Origin of the sequence: Actinomadura hibisca NBRC 15177, assembly GCF_001552635.1 — a bacterium.
In the GTDB taxonomy this organism is placed as follows: Bacteria; Actinomycetota; Actinomycetes; order Streptosporangiales; family Streptosporangiaceae; genus Spirillospora; species Spirillospora hibisca.
Genome location: NZ_BCRO01000080.1, coordinates 37765 through 59390 on the forward strand (window position 1 = coordinate 37765; position 21626 = coordinate 59390).

The window sequence follows — 21626 nt, forward strand, 5'->3', positions numbered from 1 at the left end:
AACCGGCACAGTCCCGGCACCTCACCAGCACCCCGCCGACCCACCACCGGCATCCCACCCGCGGAACGCGACCCAAGGACAGGAGGCGCATGAGCGTCGAGGAGATCGTGCTGCTCAACGCGGCGGACGAGGCGATCGGGACGGCCCCCAAAATCGACAGCCACCACCGCGACACCCCCTACCACCTGGCGTTCTCGTGCTACGTGGTCGATCCGGCGGGCCGGGTGCTCATCACCCGGCGGGCACTGGGCAAGCGCACCTTCCCCGGGGTGTGGACGGGCAGCTGCTGCGGCCACCCCGGGCCCGGCGAGGGGCTGCGCGACGCGATCGCGCGGCGGCTCCGCGACGAGCTGGGGGTGACTGTGGACACATTCACGCCGGTACTGCCCGGTTTCCGGTACCGCGCCACGGCCGAGGACGGGGTGGTGGAGTACGAGCGCTGCCCGGTGGTGCGCGCCACGACCGCCGATCCCGGGGTGCGGCTCAACCCGGAAGAGGTGGAGGACGCGGAGTGGTGGACGTGGGAGGAGTGCCTGGCGCTCGTCGAGCGTCCCGAGTCCTCCCCCTGGTACCGGTTGCAGATGGCGGAGCTGGCCCCGCTGGGCCATCCGCGCGACTGGCCCGACGCGGGCACGGACGCGCTGCCGCCCGCCCTGGCTTGGTAGCGCTGGCTCGTTAGCCCTGTCTTGGTAGCGCCGCTCCGGTAGCGCTGTCCTGGTGGGCGGTCCGGTTCGTGGGGCATTACGGGGTTCCACGAGCCGGACGGCCGCACCGCACGCCGTACGCGCGCCGTCCCCGGGCGCGGATAACCGGGTGATCTCATTTTCGTTCGGACCGGTTGACCGCGCCGCCGTCCAAGCAGACGCTTGTTTCTTCGGGGTACCGAAGGGACGGGCGATGCGAGGACGTGCGGCCAACCGGAGGACGGCTTCGAGAGCGGGACGGGCGGGAGGGTCCAGGACGTGGCGGGCCGCCGCCGCGCTGGCCCTCGGCGGGGCGCTGGCCCTGTCGGCGTGCGGCGGTGGCGACGACGACGGCGGCAAGGGCGGCGGGGACGCCTCCAAGGTGGAGGTCTTCTCCTGGTGGACGGGCCCGGGTGAGGCCGACGGCCTGAACGCCATGATCGAGGAGTTCAAGAAGAAGAACCCGAACACCCAGTTCGTCAACGCGGCGATCGCCGGCGGTTCGGGCACCCAGGCGCAGGCGGTGCTGGCGAGCCGCCTCCAGAACCGCAAGCCGCCGGACTCCTTCCAGGGCCACGCGGGCGCCGAGCTGCTCGACTACATCAAGGCCGGGCAGATCGAGCCGCTGGACTCCTTCTACGACAGCAACAACCTGCGCGCGGCCTATCCCGAGCAGCTCCTCCAGCAGATCAGCTACCAGGGCAAGATCTACTCGGTGCCGGTGAACATCCACCGCTCCAACATGCTCTGGTACAACCCGGGCATCCTGAAGGACGCCGGGATCGCGGGGCCGCCCAAGACCGTCGCCGAGTTCGCCACGGCGCTCAAGACCGTCAAGGACAAGACCGGCAAGGTGCCGCTGTCGCTGGGCGCGCAGTGGACGGCCGACCACCTGCTGGAGAACGTGCTGCTCGGCTCCATGGGCGCCGACGCCTACAACGCGTTGTGGAAGCCGGGCGCGGACTGGAGCTCGCCGCAGGTCACCACGGCGCTGGGCCAGTTCGCCGAGATCATGAAGTACACCACCGCCGAGGCCGCCTCCACCGACTGGCAGGGCGCGGCCAAGGCCGTCGCCGACGGCAAGGCCGCCTTCAACATCATGGGCGACTGGGCCTACGGCTACTTCACCGGCGGCGCGCCCAACGGCCTGGGCAAGAAGCTGGACACCGACTTCAAGTACGCCGCCGCCCCCGGCACCGAGGGCACCTATATGTGGTTGTCGGACAGCTTCACCCTGCCCAAGGGCGCGCCGCACCGGGGCGGGGCGCTGGCGTGGCTGAAGGTGGCGGCCAGCAAGGAGGGCCAGGACCTGTTCAACCCCAAGAAGGGATCGGTGCCCGCCCGCAAGGACGCCGACAAGTCCCTCTACAAGGGGTACCTGGAGTACGCGTTCAACGAGTGGAACAAGCCCGACGTGAAGCTGGCGGGCTCGTTCTGGCACGGCGTGAACGCCAGCAAGAAGTGGCACACCGACATCGACACCGCCGTCGGCCTCTTCCTCCAGAGCAAGGACGCCGCCAAGCTCCAGGAGGCGCTGGTGGCGGCGGCGAAGAACAACGCGCAGTGACGGCGGCCCCGGGGCGGGCGCCCGTCGCCGAGCGGGAGCCCGTGCACGCGCCGCGGGCCGGGCGCCGGTGGCGTCCGGCCCGCGTCCGGCGCTGGTTGCCCGGCCTGCTGCTGGTGTCGCCGTCGATCGTGGCGATCGGCCTGTTCGTCTACGGGCTGATCTTCTGGAACACGCGGGTGGCGGTCAGCGGACGCCACGACGAGGTGTCGCCGTACAAGTTCGACAAGGGCAAGAACTTCGTCGATCTGTGGGACGACGCGAGCTGGCCCCCGGCCGTGCGGCACGCGCTGCTGTTCACGGCGGTGTTCGTGGGCGGCGCGCTGCTGCTGGGGGCGTTCCTGGCGTTCCTGATGGACAAGGGGATCAAGGGCGAGGCCGGGTTCCGCGTCATCTACCTGTTCCCGATGGCGATCTCGTTCATCGCCAGCGGGGTGGTGTGGCGGTGGCTGATGAACCCGGCCCCGCCCGAACGCGCCGTCGGCCTGAACCAGCTGTTCGGCAAGCTCGGGCTGGACGCGCTGGCCAACAACTGGTGGCAACACCCGACGTGGGGCATGGCGGCGATGGCGCTGCCCGCCATCTGGCAGATGTCGGGGTACGTGATGGCGCTGTACCTGGCGGGCTTCCGGGGCGTGCCCGAGGAGCTGCGCGAGGCGGCCCGGGTGGACGGCGCCTCGGAGTGGAAGGTCTACCGGTACGTGGTGTTCCCCCAGCTCCGGCCGGTGACGTTGTCGGCGCTCATCATCCTGGGCCACATCTCGCTGAAGGTGTTCGACCTGATCATGGCGATCGCGGGCAAGCAGATCATCACCTACGTCCCGGCGATCGCCACCTACGTGGAGGTGTTCGACCGGCACGACCCGGCCAACGGCGCGACGATCGCGACCTACCTGCTGGTGGCGGTCGCGGTGCTGGTGATCCCCTACCTGGTGTGGTCGGTGCGGGCGGAGCGCGGCCGGTGACGGCCCGCACCGCGCCGGGCGGCTCCCCCGGCACGCTCGCGGCGCGGACGTTGCGGATCGTGCGGCCCGCGATCCTGCTGGCGTTCGTCGTGCTGTTCCTGATCCCGGTGTACGTGCTGGTGGTGACCAGCTTCAAGCCGCTCCAGGAGGCCGACCCGAGTTCGGCGTGGAGCCTGCCGGGGAGCTGGAGCGCCGACGGCTGGCGGTCGGCGTGGGAGACGTTGCGGCCCGGCCTGGCCAACAGCGTCAAGATCGCGGTGTCCGGGTCGCTGATCGCGGCGGTGCTGGGCTCGCTGAACGGCTACGTGTTGGCCAAGTGGCGCTTCCCCGGCGCGGACGCGGTGTTCACGCTGTTCCTGTTCGGGATGTTCATCCCCTACCAGGCGGTGATGATCCCGCTGGCCGGGCTGCTGACCGACCTGGAGCTGGTCGGCACGATCCGCGGGCTGGTGCTGGCGCACGTGGTGTACGGCATCCCGATCTGCACGCTGATCTTCCGCAACTACTACGTGACGATCCCCGACGAGCTCATCGAGGCCGCGCGGGTGGACGGCGCGGGCCTGCTGCGCGCCTACTCGGCGATCGTGCTGCCGGTGTCGGGCCCGGCGTTCGCGGTGACGCTGATCTGGCAGTTCACCTCGTTGTGGAACGACTTCCTGTTCGCGGTGTTCCTCGGCGCGCCCGACAGCTGGCCGGTGACGGTGATGCTGAACAACACCGCCGGGTCGGGCGCGGTGGCCGTGCAGTACAACCAGCAGATGGCGGCGGCGCTGCTGGCGTCGTTGCCGACGTTGCTGGTCTACCTGCTGCTCGGCCGGTTCTTCATGCGCGGGCTGATGGCCGGGGCGCTCAAGGGCTGACCTTCCAGTAAGGAATCACTGACCTTTTTCGGCCAAAGGCATGACCCCGGTCACCGTGATCACTACACTGCGCGAGCGACGTACCACGCCCCTCGATCGTCCCGCCGCGCCCCCTCCCGGCAAGGAGCCACATGGGCATCAGACGACTCGCCGCCGCAGGCGCCGTCTCCGGCGCCGCCCTGCTCGGGGTCGCGACCCCGGCGGCCGCGGCCGCGCCGCACCCGCCGCAGGACGCGCCCCGCGGCACCCCACCCAAGAACGCCCCCGGCGCGCCCAAGCCCGCCGTGCCCGCCGCCCCCGACGACCAGCCGGTCGGCCCGCCGCGCGTCTCGGCGTCCCCCAACCCGTTCCAGCCCGGCCAGAACCTCAACGTGCGGGTCAGCGGCTGCAGGACCGAGCCGCGCGTGATCAGCCCGAACGAGATCTTCGACAAGAACGAGCCCGCCTCGTTCGACGACGAGGGCCAGGGCGTGTGGTCGGGCATCGGCGGCACCCGCACCGACCTGGAGCCCGGCCACACCTACGTCTCCAAGTTCGTCTGCCTCACCGGTAGCGGCCTGGCGACGATGGAGCTGCGCACCAAGCTGCCCGCCAAGCCCAAGCCGCCCAGCAAGCCCGGCAAGCCGAACAAGCCCGACGAGCCGGGCGGCAGGCCCGGCTTCTCCTTCGGGTACGAGGACGTGACGCTGACCACCCGCCGCGCGGTGCCCGGCGCGGCGCTCGGCATCAAGGTGGTCTGCCCCGTGCAGCCGCGCGCCTACTCGGCCTCGTTCGCCCACCAGCCGCGCATGGAGAAGATCCAGAAGGACACCTGGGAGGGCGGCGGCCGGTTCAAGGCGCACCTGCCGTCGATCGTCCGCCTCACCGTGGAGTGCCCCGGCTACGGCAAGGTGTCGTTCAGCAGCCGGCCCGGCGAGCAGGACGTGGACCGGGGCAGCCCGACGATCCCGCGCGGCGCGCCCGACACCGGCGACGGCAGCACCGTCACCGAGCGGCAGGGCCCCGGCGGCGCGGCGCCGCTGCTGGCGGGCTCGCTGGTGTTCCTCGGCGGTTCGGCCGTGCTGGTGCGCCGCCGCGCCCTCGCGGAGCAGGGACCGAAGGAGAACGGCTGATCGTGAACACCGGCCACCGCGCCGCCACGCGGCGTCGCCGGGAACGGCCGCAGCGGGACGCGGGCCGCCGCACGGCGGTCCGCGTCTTCGCCGTCCTCGCGCTGCTGTCCGCGGCGGCCGGGTGCGGCGATGAGGACTACTCCGGCGGCCCGACCGACCCGGGCGCCTCGGCGTCCTCCTCCGCGCTGCCGCCGCTGCCGCGCTCGCAGCCCGCCACCATCGCCATCCCCCGGCTGAAGGTGTCGGCGCCGGTCACCGACCTCGGCCTGCAAGCCGACGGCCGCATCGAGGAGCCGCCGCTCAGCCGGCCGAACCTGGCGGGGTGGTGGAAGAAGGGCCCGACGCCGGGCGAGGGCGGCCCGGCGGTGATCCTCGGGCACGTCGACGCGATGAAGAAGCCCGCGGTGTTCTACCGGCTGAAGGAACTGAAGCCGGGCGACCGGGTGCGGGTGACGCGCAAGGATGGGAAAACCGCCACCTTCGCGGTCGAGCGCGTCGAGCGGGTGTCCAAGGACTCCTTCCCCGGCGAGAAGGTCTACGGCGAGGACATCGACTACGCGGCCCTGCGGCTGGTGACCTGCGGCGGGACGTTCGACCCGGGCACCGGGCACTACCGCGACAACGTGATCGCCTACACGCGCATGGTGCGGGCCTGACGTCCCACCGGTCACCCTGAAACCAGACGTACCCGGGCGAATACGGCGCGTCCGGTTGCTTCGGCACGGCATGATGTGAGACATCACAGTGCGAACCATTCGCCCGTCCGGGCCGTTGCACCCTTCACAGGGGGTCTCGCAGGGGTCCGGACCTAGCCGCAGGGACACCATTGGCTGACGTAGCGGTGGGGATCGGCCGGGACGAGCCGGATACTCCGCCGGGAACCGGGCACCACGTCTGCGACCCCCGGGCCAGTATGGAGACCGGGCGAGCACGGGAGGTGACCACGTGCAGGCGATAAGCGTTCAGCAGCCCTGGGCCTTCGCGATCGCGCGTGGCGGGAAGACCGTCTGCAACCAGGGCCTGCCGACCGCCTACCGGGGCCCGTTGCTGGTCCACGCCTCCATGCGCGTCGACCTGAAGGCGTGCGACTCGCCGCTGGTGCAGGCCGCGGGCTGGAACCCGCGCGACCCGCTGGCGACGCTGGGCGCGGTCATCGCGGTGGCCGAGCTGGAGGACGTCTGCTCCAGCGCGGTGCTGGACGGCACGTGCGAGTGCGGCCCGTGGGCGGAGCCGGAGAAGCACCACTGGAAGCTGGCCGACGTGCGCCCGCTGCCGCGCCCGGTGGTGGCGCTGGGCCGCCCGGAGATGTGGGAGCCCAAGCCGACGCTGATCACCGAGATCCGCACGATGATCGCCGCGACGGCGGCCCTGAACCGGCCCTAGCCCGCGCTCTCAGGACCTGGCCGCGTCGGCGGCCTCGCGCAGCCTGCCGAACTCCTCGGCCAGCCGGGGCAGCGGCCAGCTCGCGTTCAGTCCGCTCGGGTTGGGCAGCACCCACAACCGCGCCGGTCCGATGCCCTCCTCCTGCGGCCCGATCTTGGCGTCCTTGCGGCCGAAGGCCGTGCGGTAGGCGGTCACCCCGGCGACGCCCAGGTAGGCGGGCCGGTACCGCTCCACGAGCGCGACGAGCTTGCGCCCGCCCTCCCGCAGCTCCTCCTCGGTCAGCTCGTCGGCGCGCGCGGTGGTGCGCGAGGCGAGGTTGGTGATGCCGAGGCCGAAGGAGGGCAGCAGGTGCTGCTCGCCGGGCGACAGTTGCCGTTCGGTGAAGCCCGAGCGGTGCAGGGCGGGCCAGAACCGGTTGCCGGGCCGCGCGAAGTGGTGCCCGGTCGCGCCGGAGTAGAGGCCGGGGTTGATCCCGCAGAACAACACCCGCAACGTCTCGCCCTCGGGCGGCAGCAGGTCGGGGATCACCTTGTCGCGGGCGGCTTCCAGATCGGCCTTCGACGGACGCATCACACCAGGCTACGCAGGATCAGCACCAGCGCGGACGCCCCCACCACCAGCAGCACCGCGACGCGCATCCGTCTCGCGTCCAGGTAGCGGCGCAGCGGTCCGGCGGCCAGGAACCCCGCCAGCACGAACGGCGTGAGCGCCAGCCCCGCGACGACCTGCTGGTGCGGCAGCCGTCCCACCGCCCCCAGGGTGAGCAGCGACAGCAGTGCGCCGCCGGTGAAGAACACCGCCAGCGTCGCGCGCAGGCGCGGCCCGCTCTCGCGCTGGTAGAGCAGCGCGAGCGGCGGGCCGCCGATGGCCGAGGCGGTGCCGGTCGCGCCCGCGACCAGCCCGGCGGTGGCCAGCGTCGTGCGGTTGCGCGGCACCGTCCCCGACCACGCGGACGCGCCGAGCGCGGCCAGCACCACGGCCCCGATCACGACGCCGAGCGCCCGCGCGGGCACGGCCGCGACCACCCACACGCCGAGCGGCGTCCCGGCGACACGGCCGCCGAACGCCCAGCCCAGGCCGCGCAGATCCGCGTGCCGCACCTCCTGCACGAGGGTGGCCAGGGGCAGCAGGGCGGCGGTGACCAGGATCGCGCCGGGCATGAGCGCCGGGGACACCAGCGTCACCACGGGCGTGGCGACCAGGCCGACGCCGAGGCCGACGCTGCCCTGCACGATCGCGCCGAGCAGCACCGCCAGGCCGCCGGCGACCAGGAAGTCGAGAGGTGGCATAACGCCGTGGAACGTTACATCCCGACCTTCCCGGTCGGATCATGCGGGACCGGTCAGGCCGACGCCTCGTCCAGCGCGGCGACCTCCGCCTCGCTCAGCTCCAGTCCCGGCACCGCCAGCAGCGGCGGGAGCTGCTCGACCGTCCGCGCCGAGGCGATCGGCGCGACGACGGTGGGCTTGGCGGCGAGCCAGGCCAGCGCGACGGTCGGGACGGCGGCGGCGCGCTCCTTGGCGACGTCGTCGAGCGTGGCCAGGACCTTGCGCCCGCGCTCGGACTCCAGGTACTTGGCGGCACCCTGGGCGCGGGCGCTGTCCACCTGCTGGCCGGGCCGGTACTTGCCGGTCAGGAAGCCCGACGCCAGCCCGTAGTAGGGGACGGCGGCCAGGCCGTAGCGGGCGGCGGTGTCCTGGAGGTCGCCCTCGTAGGTGTCGCGGGAGACCAGGTTGTAGTGCGGCTGGAGCGCCACGTAGCGCGCCTTGCCCTCCCGCTCGGCGAAGTCCATGGAGGCCGCCAGGCGCTCGGGCGAGATGTTGGACGCGCCGAGCTGCCGGATCTTCCCGGCGCGCACCAGCTCGTCCAGCGCCGTCATGATCTCCTCGACCGGCACGTCGGGGTCGTCGAAGTGGGTGTAGTAGAGGTCGATGTGGTCGGTGCCCAGGCGGCGCAGCGAGGCGTCCACCGCGGCCTTGAGCACCGGCGCGGACAGGCCGGTGTGCTCGGGGTGGTGGCCGCCCTTGGTGGCGATCACGACGTCGTCGCGGTTGCGGCGCGCGGCGAGCCACTCCCCGATGATCTCCTCGGACTCCCCGCCCTTGTTGCCGGGCACCCACGCGGAGTAGACGTCGGCGGTGTCGACGAAGTCGCCGCCGCCCTCCAGGTAGGCGTCCAGCACCGCGAACGAGGCGTCGCGGTCGGCGGTCCAGCCGAAGACGTTGCCGCCCAGCGAGAGCGGGAAGACGTCCAGGTCGCCGATCTTCTTCGTGATGTCAGCCATGTGTCGGTGCAATCCCCCCGCGCGTCCCGCCATTCCCTCCTCCCCCTTGTTTCCGGGTGGCGGCCCCGCACACCGCGCCGCCGGTAAAGCGCCAGGAAAACCGCATGACTAGCATGTCGCCATGCTCTCCGCCTGCCTCGCCTTCGCCCTGGTCGCCGCGCTGGTGACGATCACTCCCGGTCTGGACACGATGCTGGTGCTGCGCGCCACGGTCGCGGCGGGCCGCCGCACCGGGCTGCTGGCGGGCACCGGCGTCGCGCTGGGCTGTCTGACCTGGGCGATGGCGAGCGCGGTGGGGCTGACGGCGCTGCTGGCGGCGTCGGAGCTGGCGTTCGACGTGCTGCGCGTCGCGGGCGCGCTGTACCTGGTGTGGCTGGGCGGCCGGGCGTTGTGGACGGCCCGCCGCCGCACCGGCGACGCCGCCGCCGAGGAGGCCGACGCGCCGCTGGGCGGCCTGGCGGCGCTGCGCGGCGGCTTCGTCACCAACCTGCTGAACCCGAAGATCGGCGTCTTCTACATGAGCCTGCTGCCGCAGTTCGTGCCGGACGGGGCGTCGGTGTTCTGGACGAGCCTGCTGTTCGCGCTGATCCACGCCGCGCAGGGAATGTTGTGGTTCGGCCTGCTGGTGGGCGTGGCGGGCGCGGCGCGGCGCACGCTGGCGCGTCCGGAGGTCAAGCGGCGCATCCAGCAGGTGACGGGCGTGGCGTTCCTCGGCTTCGCGGCGAAGCTGGCCGCCGACCACTAGGAACGCGGAACGGGCCGCCTCCCCGAGGGGAGACGGCCCGTCCGTCGAACGGCCCTGCCTACTTGCGCAGCAGGTTGCGCAGCACGTACTGCATGATGCCGCCGTTGCGGTAGTAGTCGGCCTCTCCGGGGGTGTCGATGCGGACGACGGCCTGGAACTCGCGGCCGTCGACCGTCACGGTGACCTCGGAGGGCACGCCGCCCTCGTTGAGCTTCTCCACGCCGGTGATGTCGAAGGTCTCGGTGCCGGTGAGGCCCAGCGACCCGGCCGACTCGCCCTCCTTGAACTGCAGGGGCAGCACGCCCATGCCGATCAGGTTGGAGCGGTGGATGCGCTCGTAGGACTCGGCGATGACGGCGCGCACGCCCAGCAGCGCGGTGCCCTTGGCGGCCCAGTCGCGCGAGGAGCCCGAGCCGTACTCCTTGCCCGCGATGACCACCAGCGGGGTGCCCTGCGCGGCGTAGTTCTGCGCGGCGTCGTAGATGAACGACTGCGGCGCGTCGTCCTGGGTGAAGTCGCGGGTGTAGCCGCCCTCGACGCCGTCCAGGAGCTGGTTGCGCAGCCGGATGTTGGCGAAGGTGCCGCGGATCATGACCTCGTGGTTGCCGCGGCGCGAGCCGTAGCTGTTGAAGTCGCGGACCTCGACGCCGTTCTCCTGGAGGTACTGCGCGGCCGGGGTGCCGACCTTGATGGACCCGGCCGGGGAGATGTGGTCGGTGGTGACCGAGTCGCCCAGCTTGGCCAGCACGCGGGCGCCGTGGATGTCGGTGACCGGGGCCGGCTCCATCTCCATGCCGTCGAAGTAGGGGGCCTTGCGCACGTAGGTGGAGGCCGGGTCCCACTCGAAGGTGCCGCCGGTCGGGATGTCCAGGCCGCGCCAGCGCTCGTCGCCCTTGAAGACGTCGGCGTAGTTGCGGATGTACATCTCCTGGCCGATGGAGGAGTTGACGATCTCGGCGACCTCTTCCTGCGACGGCCAGATGTCCTTCAGGTACACCGGCTGCCCGTCGGCGCCCTCGCCGAGGGAGTCGTTGAGGATGTCGATGTCCATCGTGCCCGCGAGCGCGTAGGCGATGACCAGCGGCGGCGAGGCCAGGTAGTTCATCTTCACGTCGGGGCTGATGCGGCCCTCGAAGTTGCGGTTGCCCGACAACACGGCGGTGACGGCCAGGTCGTTGTCGTTGATGGCCTTGGAGATCTCCGGCTGGAGCGGGCCGGTGTTGCCGATGCAGGTGGTGCAGCCGTAGCCGACCAGGTTGTACCCGATCTTGTCCAGGTACGGGGTGAGGCCGGCGCGCTCCAGGTAGTCGGTGACGGCCTGGGAGCCGGGGGCCAGCGAGGTCTTGACCCACGGCTTGCGGGTCAGGCCCTTGTCCACCGCCTTCTTCGCCAGCAGGCCGGCGCCGACCATGACGAAGGGGTTGGAGGTGTTGGTGCAGGAGGTGATGGCGGCGACCGCGACGATGCCGTGGTCGATCTCGAAGGACGAGCCGTCGCCCATCGTCACCGTGGTCGGGCGGTTCGGGCGGCCGGACGCGCCGTCGCCGGTCTCGCGCGGCTTGTCGCCGTTGCCGTCGCGGCTGACGGCGGGCGAGTCGGAGGCCGGGAAGGACTCGGCGGACGCCTCGTCGGCGGGGCCCTGGATGCTGGAGACGTAGTTCTGGACGTCCTGGCGCCAGGTCGGCTTGGCCTCCGACAGGGCGATGCGGTCCTGCGGGCGCTTGGGCCCGGCCAGCGACGGCACGACGGTGGACAGGTCCAGTTCGAGGTACTCGGAGAACTCCGGCTCGACGGCCGGGTCCAGCCACATGCCCTGCTCCTTGGCGTACGCCTCGACCAGCGCGATCTGCTCGTCGCTGCGGCCGGTGAGGCGCAGGTAGGCGAGGGTCTCGTCGTCGATCGGGAAGATGGCGCAGGTGGAGCCGAACTCGGGGCTCATGTTGCCGATGGTGGCGCGGTTGGCCAGCGGCAGGGCCTGCACGCCCTCGCCGTAGAACTCCACGAACTTGCCGACCACGCCGTGCTTGCGCAACATCTCGGTGATGGTCAGCACCAGGTCGGTGGCGGTGGTGCCGGCGTTCAGCTCGCCGGTCAGCTTGAAGCCGACCACGCGCGGGATCAGCATGGAGATCGGCTGGCCGAGCATCGCGGCCTCGGCCTCGATGCCGCCGACGCCCCAGCCGAGGACGCCGATGCCGTTCTCCATGGTGGTGTGGGAGTCGGTGCCCACGCAGGAGTCGGGGTAGGCGATGCCGTCGCGGTCGAACACCACGCGGGCCAGGTGCTCGATGTTCACCTGGTGCACGATGCCGGTGCCGGGCGGCACGACCTTGAACTGGTCGAAGGCGGTCTGGCCCCAGCGCAGGAACTGGTAGCGCTCCTTGTTGCGCTCGTACTCGACCTCGACGTTGCGCTGGAACGCCTCGGGGGTGCCGAAGTAGTCGACGATGACCGAGTGGTCGATGACCATCTCGGCGGGCGCCAGCGGGTTGATGCGCGTGGGGTCGCCGCCCAGGTCGCGCACGGCCTCGCGCATGGTCGCCAGGTCCACCACGCACGGCACGCCGGTGAAGTCCTGCATGATCACGCGGGCCGGGGTGAACTGGATCTCGTGGCTGGGCTGCGCGCTCGCGTCCCACCCGGCCAGGGTGCGGATGTGGTCGGCGGTGACGTTGGCGCCGTCCTCGGTGCGCAGGAGGTTCTCCAGCAGCACCTTGAGGCTGTACGGGAGACGGGCCGAGCCCTCGACGGCGTCCAGCCGGTAGATCTCGTACGCCTTGTCGCCAACCCGCAGCTCGCTACGGCTGCCGAAGCTGTTCGTGGACACGGACTCCTCCTCCGTCACCACCGCGCGTCCGGTCCGGGACATGACGGCGCGGCGTCTTCAACTGTCTGTGGATATGCGACCCGCTCTGGTCGGCCCTGGGAGCCGGTGCGGCAGGTTCTCATTCACCCTGAATCCTGCCCTAGCCGCGAAGCTGCTCGGGACTCAGGTAGGCCTAACTTCCGCAGCTTTTCTCTCGACGTCAAGCTATCTCCGATTTATCTCGACATCAAGTTACCCACAGGTAGAGCGCTCGGGCCGCCCCGCCCTACCCGGCGGCCACGAGAAGCCGCACAAGGTCAGTTACCCGGTCCAGCGGCGTGACACCGTACGCGCTGACGTAGACGCCGCCCTCGGCGATGACCCGGCGACAGGAGTGCCGCACCGGCTCGGTGTGCGTCAACTCGGCGTAGGGGCGCGCTCCATGCGGCGTCTTGAGGACGGCCCACACGCCCTCATGCCGTCGCAGGCCCCTGATCAACGAGACGAGCGCCAGGGACTCGGCCGACCTCCCGTTCAAGCACGGCCCGCCTCCAGGACGACGAAGACGACCTTGCCCGTGGCGGTGGGGTTCCAACCGAGGGCCTTCGTCATCTCACGCAGCACGGCCAGCCCTCGCCCCGACTCGGCGAGCAGGCCGGGGTCGCGCACGACGGGCGCGACCGGACTGGAGTCCGCCACCTCAAGGCAGACGCCCCGGTCGCACGGATAGATGCGCACGGTCGCCTGGGCGTCGCCCACGTGCCGCTGGACGTTCCCGACCAGCTCGGTGACGGCGAGCCTGCCGACGTAGGAGTCGGCGTCCCACGCGGCCAAGGTCTTCTCGACCCACACGCGCACTTCGTGCAGTCGCTCGGGATCAGTGCTGATCACCAGGGTTGCGGAGTCCGACAACGTGATCACCTCGGGGAGTTTGTGTGGTCCAGCTCACAGAATCGAAGGAGCGGCGTACGGTTGTCGTTGTTCCGAGCCATCACCGCAACGCCCGGGAACTTCCCCCCAGTGCGGAGAGTGATCAATGAATCTCAAGCCGTCACCGGACCCGATGTCTTCGATGTGGGCCTGGATCGCCCATGACCTGCGCTTCTATCGGACGCGGGCGCGGATGAGCGGCGAGACGTTCGGCCGGATCATCGGGGTCGTCCGCTCGACTGTTTCCCGGCTGGAGTCGGGCGAGCTGCGGCTCGACGAGAAGCAGGCCGCAACGCTGGACAAGCACTTCGCAACGGGCGGGCATTTCCTCCGCCTGCTCACCTACGCCAAGCTCGGCCACGATCCCGACTGGTTCAAGGAGCACGTCGGCTATGAGGCCCGCGCGTCCCTCCTGAAGATCTACGAGATGACGTTGATCCCGGGCTTGCTCCAGACACCGGAGTACGCCCGCGCGCTGTTGGAGGCGGCGGGCGTGGAAGACCTCGAAAGTGAGGTGTCGGCGCGCATCGCGCGGCAGGCGACCTTGGAGCGCACCCCGCGCCCCCTGCTGCTGGTGACGCTGTGCGAGAACGCCGTCTGGTGGCCCGTAGGCGGCTCGAAGATCATGCGGGAGCAGCTTGGGCACGTGCTCGACGCGACGAGCGGCCCGAACGCCATCCTGCGCGTTCTTCCCCGGTCTGCCGGTGCGACGATCGGCCTTGACGGCCCGTTCAAGATCTTGTCCGTGGACGAAGGCGATGTGGCCTACACGGAGGCGCATGGGGGCGGGAGACTGATCCTCACTAGTGGCGAAGTGCGCCAGTACGGCGTCCGGTGGGACAGGATCGGCGCGCAAGCTCTCCCGGAGAGCGCGGCACGAAGCCGGATCGAGGAAGCTATGGAGGACCTGAAGTGATCGTGTGGCGAAAGGCGAGCCGTTCCAACGCGCAGGGTGGCGACTGCGTCGAACTGGGTGACCTTGGCACGGCTGTGGGCGTGCGGGACAGCAAGGCCCCGGAGTCCGGCCACCTCACCATGGAGCGAGCCGCTTTCAAGGCGCTCTTGGAAGCCGTGAAGCACTCGTAACCCCTCACGCACGACGGGCCCCGGACACACGTCCGGGGCCGTTCTGTGTTCTTGGACAAAGCAGTCAGCCGCCGGGAGCGAACGCGTCGGCGCGGGAAATCCACAGCCGTTTCGTGGTGTTCGATAGCGACATGAGCAACTTGAGCAGTGACGTGCTGCGCTACACGGCCTTCTCCACCGACCCCGCCGGTGGCAACCGCGCCGGCGTCGTCCTGGACGCCTCCGCACTGGACGACGCCGCCATGCTCGCGATCGCCGCCGACCTCGGCTACTCCGAAAGCGCCTTCCTTACGCCGCCCCCCGAGGGTCTCGGCGAGCCCGGCCGCGCCTTCACCATCCGCTTCTTCAGCCCCAAAGCCGAGGTCTCCTTCTGCGGCCACGCCACCGTCGCCACCGCCGTCGCCCTGGCGGAACGGATCGGCCCCGGCGCGCTCACGTTCGCCACCCAAGCGGGCACCGTCCCCGTCGACGTCGTCGAGGCCGACGACGTCCTCCAAGCGACGCTCACCAGCGTCGAACCGCGCATAGAAGAAGCCGCCGACCTCGCCGAAGCGCTGGACATCCTCCGCTGGAGCAAGGACGAACTCGACGCCGACCTCCCGCCCCGCTTCGCCTACGCCGGAGCCCGCCACCTCGTCCTGGCCGCCGCCACCCGCGAACGCCTGGCCGACCTGGACTACGACTTCGACCGCCTCGCCGCCTACATGACCAGGCACGACCTGACGACCGTCCAGCTCGTGTGGCGCGCCTCCGAGCACGTCTTCCACGTCCGCGACCCCTTCCCGGTCGGCGGCGTGGTGGAAGACGCCGCCACCGGCGCCGCGGCCGCCGCGTTCGGCGCCTACCTCCGCGAACTCGGCAAGGTCACCTCCCCGACCACGCTCACGCTCCACCAGGGCGAGGACATGGGCCGCCCCGGAGTGCTCACGGTCGAACTCCGCGACGGCGACCCCCGCGTCCACGTCTCGGGCGCCGCCATACCGATCTCCGGCTAGTGAGCACCCGCAGAAAGCGCCTCCGAGAAGCGAGCAGGGACGGCCAGGCGCACTCGGCACCGCGAACCGGCCAACAGTCTGCGGGCGATCGCCTCGCCGTTTCCCGTGGAGCGTCTACCGGTCAGAGGCCAGAGCGGGTGCGGGCGTCAGGGTGAACCGCACGTCCACGCGGGGGTGCAGGGTCAGGCCCAGGCGGGGGCGGGCGGGCAGCGGCTCCTGGAGGTGGAGCCGGTACTGGCTCAGCAGCGTCAGGATCAGCAACTGCGCCTCGGCGAGGAAGAACGGCTTGCCGACGCAGGCGTGCATGCCGGCGCCGAAGCTCATGTAGGCCAGGCGGTGCCGTTTGTTCCCGGGGGCGTGGCGCTCGGGGTCGAACTCCAGCGGCCGCGGCCACACGTCGGCCAGCCGGTGGGTGAGGTAGGGGCTGACCACGACCAGGCCGCCGCCCTCGATGCGGACACCGTCGATCACGTCGTCCTTGGCCACCATCCGCGGCAACATCCAGCCCGGCGGGTACAGGCGCAACATCTCCAGCGCGACCTTGCGCGTGTAGGGCACCTCGCGCAGGTGCGCGCCGGTCACCGGGTCGCGTCCCACGACCCGGTCGATCTCCTCGTACAGCCGCGCGGCGACCTGCGGGTTGGCCTCAAGGGTGCCGCACAGGAACGTCAGCGCGACGCCGGTGGTCTCGGTGCCCGCGACGAACAGGCTGACGATGCCGTCCCGCAGTTGCCGCGCGTTGAAGCGGTCCCCTTCGGGGCTGCGGGCGCGCAGCAGCCGCGAGACGATGTCGTCGCCCTCGATCCGTCCACCGGCGTCGACCCGCCGCTGGGCCTGTTCCACGATGGGGAACACCAGGCCGTCGATGACCTGGAGGGCCTGCCGGAAGGTGCGGTCGCTGGGCAGCGGCACGGAGCGGGGCAGGAAGGGCATCAGCAGCCGGGGCCGCATCGAGGCCGACGCCGTCTGCAAAGCCGCGCCGAGCCGGTCGGCCTGCTCGCTGGTCAGGCTGTCGCCCAGCAGCACGCGCGTGATGGCGCGGTAGACGATGCGGGGCATGGCCACGGCGGCGTTGATGGGACGGCCGTCGGCCTGGGCGGCCATCTCCCGCACCGCCGAGGCGATGGTGCGGGCCATCTCGTCGGCGAAGCCCCGGATGGCGGGACCGGAGATCAGCTCCTGGAACACCTCGCGCTTGGCCTGCCACAACGGACCGGCGGGCTTGCCGACCAGCACTTCGAGCGGCTCCCACAGGTAGCCCTCGCGCACGTAGGTTCCGGGGTTGTCCTCCATCACGTGCTGGACGTGCTCGGGGCGCGACACCACGTAGGGCCGGAATCCGCCGAGGTTGACCTGCACGATGTCGCCACCGTCGGACACGGCCTGGACGAGTTCGACCACTTTGAGGGGATCGCGGGCCGCGAGCGCGGGCGCGACACTGCGCAAGGGGACGGTCTTGGCCCTGCTGACGTGACCGGTGGTCGACACCAAGCAACTCCTTTTGACGGTTCTGGCCAGCAGGAACCCGACGCTTCGCTGGCACTGGCGGGGGAGGGAGAGAGTCGCGGCCAACAAGCGGCGGCGGGCGGTGCGCGGCCCGCGCCGATCACGACCGGGCGACGACGGACCGCCGGAACCGGTCGTCCGGAAGAGCGGCCAAGCTCGTTCGACGAGCTCACAACGCGGCCACGGCCAGCCGTTCCAGCGGGCTGATGGTCGAGCCGTCGCCGGAAGGGTTCACGGTGCTCCGACCGGCGAAGCGGACGAAAAAGCGACCAAGGTCTGCAACTCCGCCGACCTCCCTGCTGCGCGCTGTTGATCATGATCATGATCAACAGCGGTCCGGCTGTCAATACGCCCATGCGGCACGGTCGGCCAGACGGCGTCAGCAGGCCCGCGCCCATGCCGCAAGGAACGGAAGCCCGGTTCCGGGCGCGACAGCTTCGCGAGGTTCCGGCTTGGCAGGCCACCTCACGTCAGCCGGTCACTCCGGGTCCGGCAGGTCCATCGACGCGAGCCGGGCGGGGTCGACGACGACCGCGATGTCGGTGATCCGGCCATCGACCACAGTGAACGCCACGACCGAGAGCGGAGTGCCGTCCTCGCGCCAGGACACGATCCCGGGCAGCCCGTTGACGAGCACCGGCCGCCCCCGCGTCGCCGTGCCACCGCCCAGCTTCGCGCCGGCGGCGACCTCGGTGGCCCCAAGGGTGACGACCACGCCGCCGGGAGTGTGGGCGGTCAGCTTCACCTCGGGATCGAGCACGCGCAGCAGGCCCTCGAAGTCCCCATGACGCGCCGCCGCCAGAAACGCCTGCACCACCTCCCGCCTTTCCCGCCGGACGACCGCCAGCGGATCGGTCGCCCGCACCTTCTTCCGAGCCCGGCTGGCGAGCATCTTGGCGGCGTCGGTGGACCGGCCCAGGATCTGGCCGATCTGCTCGAACGGCACCGCGAACAGGTCGTGCAGCACGAACGCCAGCCGCTCCCCCGGACCGAGCGAGTCCAGCACGACCAGCAGCGCGAGCCCGACCGAGTCCGCCAGTGCGACATCGTCCTCTGGCGCAGGCCCGTCATCGGCCGTCACCACGAACTCCTCGTAGGACGCCTCCGGACGGACCTGGCGCGACCGCAACACGTCCAGGCTGATCCGGCCGACCACCGTTGTCAGCCATCCGCCCAGATTGTGGATAGTGGCGGCGTCCTGGCGGCTGAGCCGCAACCACGCCTCCTGCACCACGTCCTCAGCGTCGGCGTGCGAGCCGAGCATGCGATAGGCGACCGCGTGCAGCCGGTCGCGCTGGGTCTGGAACGTCTCGGCCATCACATCGGACATGGTGTTACCTCCCGCAGATCTGCTCCGTCATGGGTGATGACGGGCCCGAACGGGCTCAGGTAACCGACGAAGGAGCACGACCGATGCAAGCACGCCTGAAGTCCACGACGAACCCCGACGTCACCACGGCGGTCCAGCACCTCTACAAGGCGATCCACTCCAGCGGCGTCGACCCGCGCGTGCTGGAACTGGTCCACCTGCGCACCAGCCAGATCAACGGATGCAGCCCGTGCGTCCACGCCGCCGTCGCGTCGGCCAAGAAGCACGGCGAGACCGACGAGCGGCTGCACAACGTGGTCACCTGGCGCGAGACGCCGTTCTTCACCGAGCAGGAGCGGGCGGCCCTCGCGCTGACCGAGGCCGCCACCCGCATCCAGGACGGCGCGCCCGGCGTGACCGACCAGATCTGGGCCGAGGCGACCGCCCACTTCGACGACGGGCGGCTGTCGGCGATCATCCTGAACATCGCGCTGACCAACTTCTTCAACCGGATCAACCACACGATCCGGGAGCAGGCCGGGAAGACCTGGTGAAAAGAGGCGTCATCCCTGGCGACCAGGGATGACGCCCCACCGAACACCCCTCAGCCGAACATGCCGGGCTGGTAGTCCCCGGCGGGCTGCCGGATGATGACGTTCCCCCGGTTGAAGGCGTTGATCAGCGCGATGATCGACACCAGCGCGGCGAGCTGCTCCTCGTCGTAGTGCCTGGCGGCCTCGGCCCAGGCCTCGTCGCTGACGCCCCCGGCCGCGTCGGCGATGCGGGTGCCCTGCTCGGCCAGCTCCAGCGCGGCGCGCTCGGCCTCGGTGAACACCGTGGCCTCGCGCCAGGCCGCGACCAGGTTCAGCCGGGTCCACTCCTCCCCGGCGTGCACGGCGTCCTTGGCGTGCATGTCGGTGCAGAACCCGCACCCGTTGATCTGGCTGGCGCGCAGCTTCACCAGCTCCTGCGTCGCGACCGGCAACGACGACTCCGCGATCGCCTTGTTGGCCGCGATGAGGTGCTTCAGGACCTTGGCGGCGACGGGGCTGTCGAAGAGGTTCAACCGGGCGTCCATGGTGCTCTCCTACCTTTTGCCGTTGGCTACACACCCAAGACGCCACGGCCCGGCGAGATGTGACATCCCGCGCTCCACTAGCTTGATCAAGCCCCTCCCCCTCCCCGAAGGAGCCCGATGGCCTCCGTCCGCCACGAGATCGTGATCGACGCGTCCCCCGAGCACACCTGGGACGTCCTGCGCGACGTCGGCGCGGTGCACGAACGCCTGCTGCCGGGCCGCGTCGCCGACACCCGGATCGAGGGCGACCAGCGGTTCCTGACCTTCCCCGACGGCCACGTGATCCGCGAGCTGATCGTCGCGGTGGACGACGGCGCCCGCCGCCTGGCCTACTCCGTCGCCGAGGGCGCGCGCCCGCCGCTCGACCACCACCACGCCTCGTTCGAGGTCCGGCCGGAGGGCACCGGGGCCAGCCGGCTGATCTGGGTGACCGACGTGCTGCCCCACACGTCCGCCGCCGAGATCCGCGTCCGCGTCGAGCGCGGCGCGGCGGAGATGAAGCAGGCGATCGAGCTCTCGGCGCCCGCTTGACCTCAACCAAGCTTGATCTTCCAGGATGGTGATCACTCACCCCTTGGGAGATCACCATGAAGGCAGTCAGATTGCACGCCTACGGCCCCGCCGATCACCTCACCTACGAGGAGGTGCCCGACCTGCGCCCGGCCGAGGGCGAGGTGCGGATCGACGTGCGCGCAAGCGGCGTCCATCTCATCGAAACGCGACTACGCAGCGGCCTCCGGGTCGGCCCGCACGAGCCGCCGACCCTGCCGACGATCATGGGCGATGAGGTCGCGGGCCCCATCGACGCGGTGGGCCCGGGGGTGGACCCCGCCTGGATCGGCCGCCGGGTCGTGGCCTCGCTGGGAGGCGAGGGCGGCTACGCGGAACAGGCGACCGCACCGCTCGACGCGGTGCACCCCCTCCCCGACCGGCTCGACGACGCGACCGCGGTGGCCATGATCACGACGGGCGCCACCGCCATGGGACTGCTCGGCCTGGCGCGGCCGACGGCCGCCGACGTCGTCCTGATCCCGTCGGCGGCGGGCGGGATCGGCGGCCTCCTCGTCCAAGCGGCCAAGGCGGCGGGCGCGACGGTGGTGGGAGTGTCAGGCGGTCCGGAGAAGACCGCCCGCGTGACCAACCTGGGCGCCGACATCTCGGTGGACTACCGCCGCGACGACTGGCCCGAACAGGTAGCCAAGGCGCTGGGCGACCGCGCGGTGAGCCTGGCGTTCGACGGCGTGGGCGGGCAGATCGGCCGCCGGACGCTGGAACTGGTGGGTCCGGGCGGCCGTCTGCTGCTGCACGGCTGGGCGTCGGGGGAACCGACGGCGTTCACGGTGCAAGACCTGATCGAGCGCGGCCTCACAGTCGGCTGGGCGATCGGCCCGCACCTGATGCCCGACGGCTGGCGAGCGCTGGAGACTCAAGCCTTGGAGCAGGCGGCCACGGGCGCGCTGACGCCGCTCATCACGCGCTTCCCGTTCGAGACGGCGAGCGAGGCGCACACGTGTCTGGAGGAACGCCGCGCGGAAGGAAAGGTCGTCCTGATCCGTTAGCGCTCGCCTTCCTCGGTCTTGAAGGTGCGGAAGCCGCGCCGGTGGTAGTTGGGCAGGGCGTTGGGGTGGTCCAGCGTCGAGGTGTGGAGCCAGACCCTGTTCACGGCAGGAGCCAGCTCCCAGGCGCGCCGGACACCGAGCGTCAAGGCGAAGCCCCCGAGCCCCTTGCCGACGAACTCGGGCAGCAGCCCGAAGGTCTCGATCTCGACTTCGCCACCCGGGTGGGGCTCGTAGGAGACCATGCCCGCCGGTTCACCTTGATAGGAGAGGAGCCAGAAGACCCGCTCGGGCTTCTCCTGGAACCAGGCGGCCCACTCATCCTGGCTGCGGCTCGCACTCTTCCAGCCGTAAGGAGCACCGATCCTGGCCTGGACTTCGGTGACGAGCGGCGATTCCCGCTCCAGGGGCTCCAGCACAAGACCGGGCACAGGCTTGGCGGGGACGAACTGGTCAAGGGATGTCATCTCGACATACGTAACGATCTCCTTCACCCTGCGGAGGCTACTGGACCGCCGAATGCCGGACCATTGGCTTTCTGACGGGGATTCTCGGCGGTCAGGGCCATCACGTCCGCGTAGCCGCCGCAGACCACGACCGCTCCACACCCGACCAACAACCCCAGCCCGCACCCACACATGCCCACCGACCCCAGCCCCCGAGGACGGGGGTGCAGGGGGCAGAGCCCCATGCCAGGGGCAGCGGGGGACAAAGTCCCAGCAGCATTTAAAAGACAGGGCAGGCGCTCCGCGCCTTCCGCTTTT

General features: G+C 70.9%; 24 protein-coding genes. 14 read left to right on the plus strand and 10 right to left on the minus strand.

The annotated features are described in order from the left end of the window. Positions 1-89 precede the first annotated feature (89 nt). The 7 genes from idi to AH6_RS32335 all read left to right on the plus strand — a co-directional run bounded on the left by idi (position 90) and on the right by AH6_RS32335 (position 6567). Positions 90-665, plus strand: a complete 576-nt coding sequence (gene idi / locus AH6_RS32305; protein WP_067487788.1) for an isopentenyl-diphosphate Delta-isomerase — start codon at positions 90-92, stop codon at positions 663-665. 232 nt (positions 666-897) lie between these two features. Next, a complete protein-coding gene (locus AH6_RS32310) occupies positions 898-2250 on the plus strand; it encodes an ABC transporter substrate-binding protein (protein ID WP_083983687.1) in 1353 nt (450 codons plus the stop codon). Further along, entirely contained in the window at positions 2247-3212 is a 966-nt protein-coding gene (locus AH6_RS32315; protein ID WP_067487790.1) for a carbohydrate ABC transporter permease, read from the plus strand. The genes AH6_RS32310 and AH6_RS32315 overlap by 4 nt, the downstream gene beginning before the upstream one ends. After that, complete coding sequence (locus AH6_RS32320; protein ID WP_067487838.1) at positions 3209-4072, plus strand: carbohydrate ABC transporter permease; 864 nt, start codon at positions 3209-3211, stop codon at positions 4070-4072. The genes AH6_RS32315 and AH6_RS32320 overlap by 4 nt, the downstream gene beginning before the upstream one ends. 131 nt (positions 4073-4203) lie before the next feature. After that, on the plus strand, positions 4204-5184 hold the full coding sequence (locus tag AH6_RS32325; RefSeq protein ID WP_083983688.1) for a hypothetical protein: 981 nt from the start codon (positions 4204-4206) through the stop codon (positions 5182-5184). Positions 5185-5186: 2 nt separating this feature from the next. Next, positions 5187-5840, plus strand: a complete 654-nt coding sequence (locus tag AH6_RS32330; protein ID WP_067487792.1) for a class F sortase — start codon at positions 5187-5189, stop codon at positions 5838-5840. A 289-nt stretch (positions 5841-6129) separates the two neighbouring features. Next, on the plus strand, positions 6130-6567 hold the full coding sequence (locus AH6_RS32335; RefSeq protein ID WP_067487794.1) for an ASCH domain-containing protein: 438 nt from the start codon (positions 6130-6132) through the stop codon (positions 6565-6567). Positions 6568-6576: 9 nt separating this feature from the next. Here the strand turns inward: AH6_RS32335 and mug are convergent, their stop codons facing one another. From mug to AH6_RS32350, 3 genes are read right to left on the minus strand one after another with little or no spacing between them, the layout of a single operon-like run. Continuing rightward, positions 6577-7137, minus strand: a complete 561-nt coding sequence (gene mug / locus AH6_RS32340; protein ID WP_174555142.1) for a G/U mismatch-specific DNA glycosylase — start codon at positions 7135-7137, stop codon at positions 6577-6579. Further along, positions 7137-7856, minus strand: a complete 720-nt coding sequence (locus AH6_RS32345) for a sulfite exporter TauE/SafE family protein (RefSeq protein ID WP_067487798.1) — start codon at positions 7854-7856, stop codon at positions 7137-7139. The genes mug and AH6_RS32345 overlap by 1 nt, the downstream gene beginning before the upstream one ends. Before the next feature lie 53 nt (positions 7857-7909). Continuing rightward, on the minus strand, positions 7910-8851 hold the full coding sequence (locus AH6_RS32350; protein ID WP_067487800.1) for an aldo/keto reductase: 942 nt from the start codon (positions 8849-8851) through the stop codon (positions 7910-7912). A 121-nt stretch (positions 8852-8972) separates the two neighbouring features. On the opposite strand from AH6_RS32350, the gene AH6_RS32355 reads away from it, so the two are divergent. Then, positions 8973-9596 (plus strand): LysE family translocator, encoded by a 624-nt coding sequence (locus AH6_RS32355; protein WP_067487802.1) that lies wholly within the window; start codon positions 8973-8975, stop codon positions 9594-9596. Positions 9597-9654: 58 nt separating this feature from the next. Here AH6_RS32355 and AH6_RS32360 read toward each other — a convergent pair whose 3' ends face one another. From AH6_RS32360 to AH6_RS32370, 3 genes are all read right to left on the minus strand, one after another. After that, complete coding sequence (locus AH6_RS32360; RefSeq protein WP_067487842.1) at positions 9655-12423, minus strand: aconitate hydratase; 2769 nt, start codon at positions 12421-12423, stop codon at positions 9655-9657. Between the two features lie 265 nt (positions 12424-12688). Beyond that, the gene (locus tag AH6_RS32365) at positions 12689-12940 is read right to left on the minus strand and encodes a hypothetical protein (protein ID WP_067487804.1); all 252 of its coding nucleotides are present in this window, start codon (positions 12938-12940) and stop codon (positions 12689-12691) included. Next, positions 12937-13323: an ATP-binding protein gene (locus AH6_RS32370; RefSeq protein WP_067487806.1), complete on the minus strand. Its 387-nt coding sequence runs from the start codon at positions 13321-13323 to the stop codon at positions 12937-12939. The genes AH6_RS32365 and AH6_RS32370 overlap by 4 nt, the downstream gene beginning before the upstream one ends. A gap of 115 nt (positions 13324-13438) precedes the next feature. Here AH6_RS32370 and AH6_RS32375 point away from each other — a divergent pair, with 115 nt between their 5' ends. From AH6_RS32375 to AH6_RS32380, 3 genes are all read left to right on the plus strand, one after another. Next, on the plus strand, positions 13439-14248 hold the full coding sequence (locus tag AH6_RS32375) for a helix-turn-helix domain-containing protein (protein WP_157431860.1): 810 nt from the start codon (positions 13439-13441) through the stop codon (positions 14246-14248). Between the two features lie 2 nt (positions 14249-14250). Continuing rightward, positions 14251-14418, plus strand: coding sequence for a DUF397 domain-containing protein (locus tag AH6_RS43005; protein WP_307190407.1), 168 nt, complete (start codon positions 14251-14253; stop codon positions 14416-14418). 131 nt (positions 14419-14549) lie between these two features. Further along, complete coding sequence (locus AH6_RS32380; RefSeq protein WP_067487810.1) at positions 14550-15413, plus strand: PhzF family phenazine biosynthesis protein; 864 nt, start codon at positions 14550-14552, stop codon at positions 15411-15413. Between the two features lie 114 nt (positions 15414-15527). Here AH6_RS32380 and AH6_RS32385 read toward each other — a convergent pair whose 3' ends face one another. Further along, the gene (locus AH6_RS32385) at positions 15528-16901 is read right to left on the minus strand and encodes a cytochrome P450 (RefSeq protein WP_169807952.1); all 1374 of its coding nucleotides are present in this window, start codon (positions 16899-16901) and stop codon (positions 15528-15530) included. A 496-nt stretch (positions 16902-17397) separates the two neighbouring features. Further along, positions 17398-18249, minus strand: a complete 852-nt coding sequence (locus AH6_RS32390; protein ID WP_067487814.1) for a sigma-70 family RNA polymerase sigma factor — start codon at positions 18247-18249, stop codon at positions 17398-17400. 83 nt (positions 18250-18332) lie between these two features. On the opposite strand from AH6_RS32390, the gene AH6_RS32395 reads away from it, so the two are divergent. Then, positions 18333-18782, plus strand: a complete 450-nt coding sequence (locus AH6_RS32395) for a carboxymuconolactone decarboxylase family protein (RefSeq protein WP_067487817.1) — start codon at positions 18333-18335, stop codon at positions 18780-18782. Between the two features lie 50 nt (positions 18783-18832). Here the strand turns inward: AH6_RS32395 and AH6_RS32400 are convergent, their stop codons facing one another. After that, positions 18833-19306, minus strand: coding sequence for a carboxymuconolactone decarboxylase family protein (locus AH6_RS32400; protein ID WP_067487819.1), 474 nt, complete (start codon positions 19304-19306; stop codon positions 18833-18835). Between the two features lie 117 nt (positions 19307-19423). On the opposite strand from AH6_RS32400, the gene AH6_RS32405 reads away from it, so the two are divergent. Continuing rightward, on the plus strand, positions 19424-19837 hold the full coding sequence (locus AH6_RS32405; RefSeq protein WP_067487821.1) for an SRPBCC family protein: 414 nt from the start codon (positions 19424-19426) through the stop codon (positions 19835-19837). Positions 19838-19893: 56 nt separating this feature from the next. Next, on the plus strand, positions 19894-20865 hold the full coding sequence (locus AH6_RS32410) for a zinc-binding dehydrogenase (RefSeq protein WP_067487823.1): 972 nt from the start codon (positions 19894-19896) through the stop codon (positions 20863-20865). Here AH6_RS32410 and AH6_RS32415 read toward each other — a convergent pair. Continuing rightward, positions 20862-21356: a GNAT family N-acetyltransferase gene (locus AH6_RS32415; protein ID WP_067487824.1), complete on the minus strand. Its 495-nt coding sequence runs from the start codon at positions 21354-21356 to the stop codon at positions 20862-20864. The two genes, AH6_RS32410 and AH6_RS32415, sit on opposite strands and share 4 nt — an antisense overlap. Positions 21357-21626: the final 270 nt, after the last annotated feature.

Bases quoted from the DNA above. Each gene is read 5' to 3' on its own strand.
- AH6_RS32325 (WP_083983688.1), top strand. From the start codon at position 4,204: ATGGGCATCAGACGACTCGCCGCCGCAGGCGCCGTCTCCGGCGCCGCC.
- AH6_RS32410 (WP_067487823.1), top strand. From the start codon at position 19,894: ATGAAGGCAGTCAGATTGCACGCCTACGGCCCCGCCGATCACCTCACC.
- AH6_RS32400 (WP_067487819.1), bottom strand. From the start codon at position 19,306: ATGGACGCCCGGTTGAACCTCTTCGACAGCCCCGTCGCCGCCAAGGTC.
- AH6_RS32355 (WP_067487802.1), top strand. From the start codon at position 8,973: ATGCTCTCCGCCTGCCTCGCCTTCGCCCTGGTCGCCGCGCTGGTGACG.
- AH6_RS32375 (WP_157431860.1), top strand. From the start codon at position 13,439: ATGAATCTCAAGCCGTCACCGGACCCGATGTCTTCGATGTGGGCCTGG.
- idi (WP_067487788.1), top strand. From the start codon at position 90: ATGAGCGTCGAGGAGATCGTGCTGCTCAACGCGGCGGACGAGGCGATC.
- AH6_RS32390 (WP_067487814.1), bottom strand. From the start codon at position 18,249: ATGTCCGATGTGATGGCCGAGACGTTCCAGACCCAGCGCGACCGGCTG.
- AH6_RS32310 (WP_083983687.1), top strand. From the start codon at position 898: ATGCGAGGACGTGCGGCCAACCGGAGGACGGCTTCGAGAGCGGGACGG.
- AH6_RS32345 (WP_067487798.1), bottom strand. From the start codon at position 7,856: ATGCCACCTCTCGACTTCCTGGTCGCCGGCGGCCTGGCGGTGCTGCTC.
- AH6_RS32350 (WP_067487800.1), bottom strand. From the start codon at position 8,851: ATGGCTGACATCACGAAGAAGATCGGCGACCTGGACGTCTTCCCGCTC.
- AH6_RS32380 (WP_067487810.1), top strand. From the start codon at position 14,550: ATGAGCAACTTGAGCAGTGACGTGCTGCGCTACACGGCCTTCTCCACC.
- mug (WP_174555142.1), bottom strand. From the start codon at position 7,137: ATGCGTCCGTCGAAGGCCGATCTGGAAGCCGCCCGCGACAAGGTGATC.
- AH6_RS32395 (WP_067487817.1), top strand. From the start codon at position 18,333: ATGCAAGCACGCCTGAAGTCCACGACGAACCCCGACGTCACCACGGCG.
- AH6_RS32405 (WP_067487821.1), top strand. From the start codon at position 19,424: ATGGCCTCCGTCCGCCACGAGATCGTGATCGACGCGTCCCCCGAGCAC.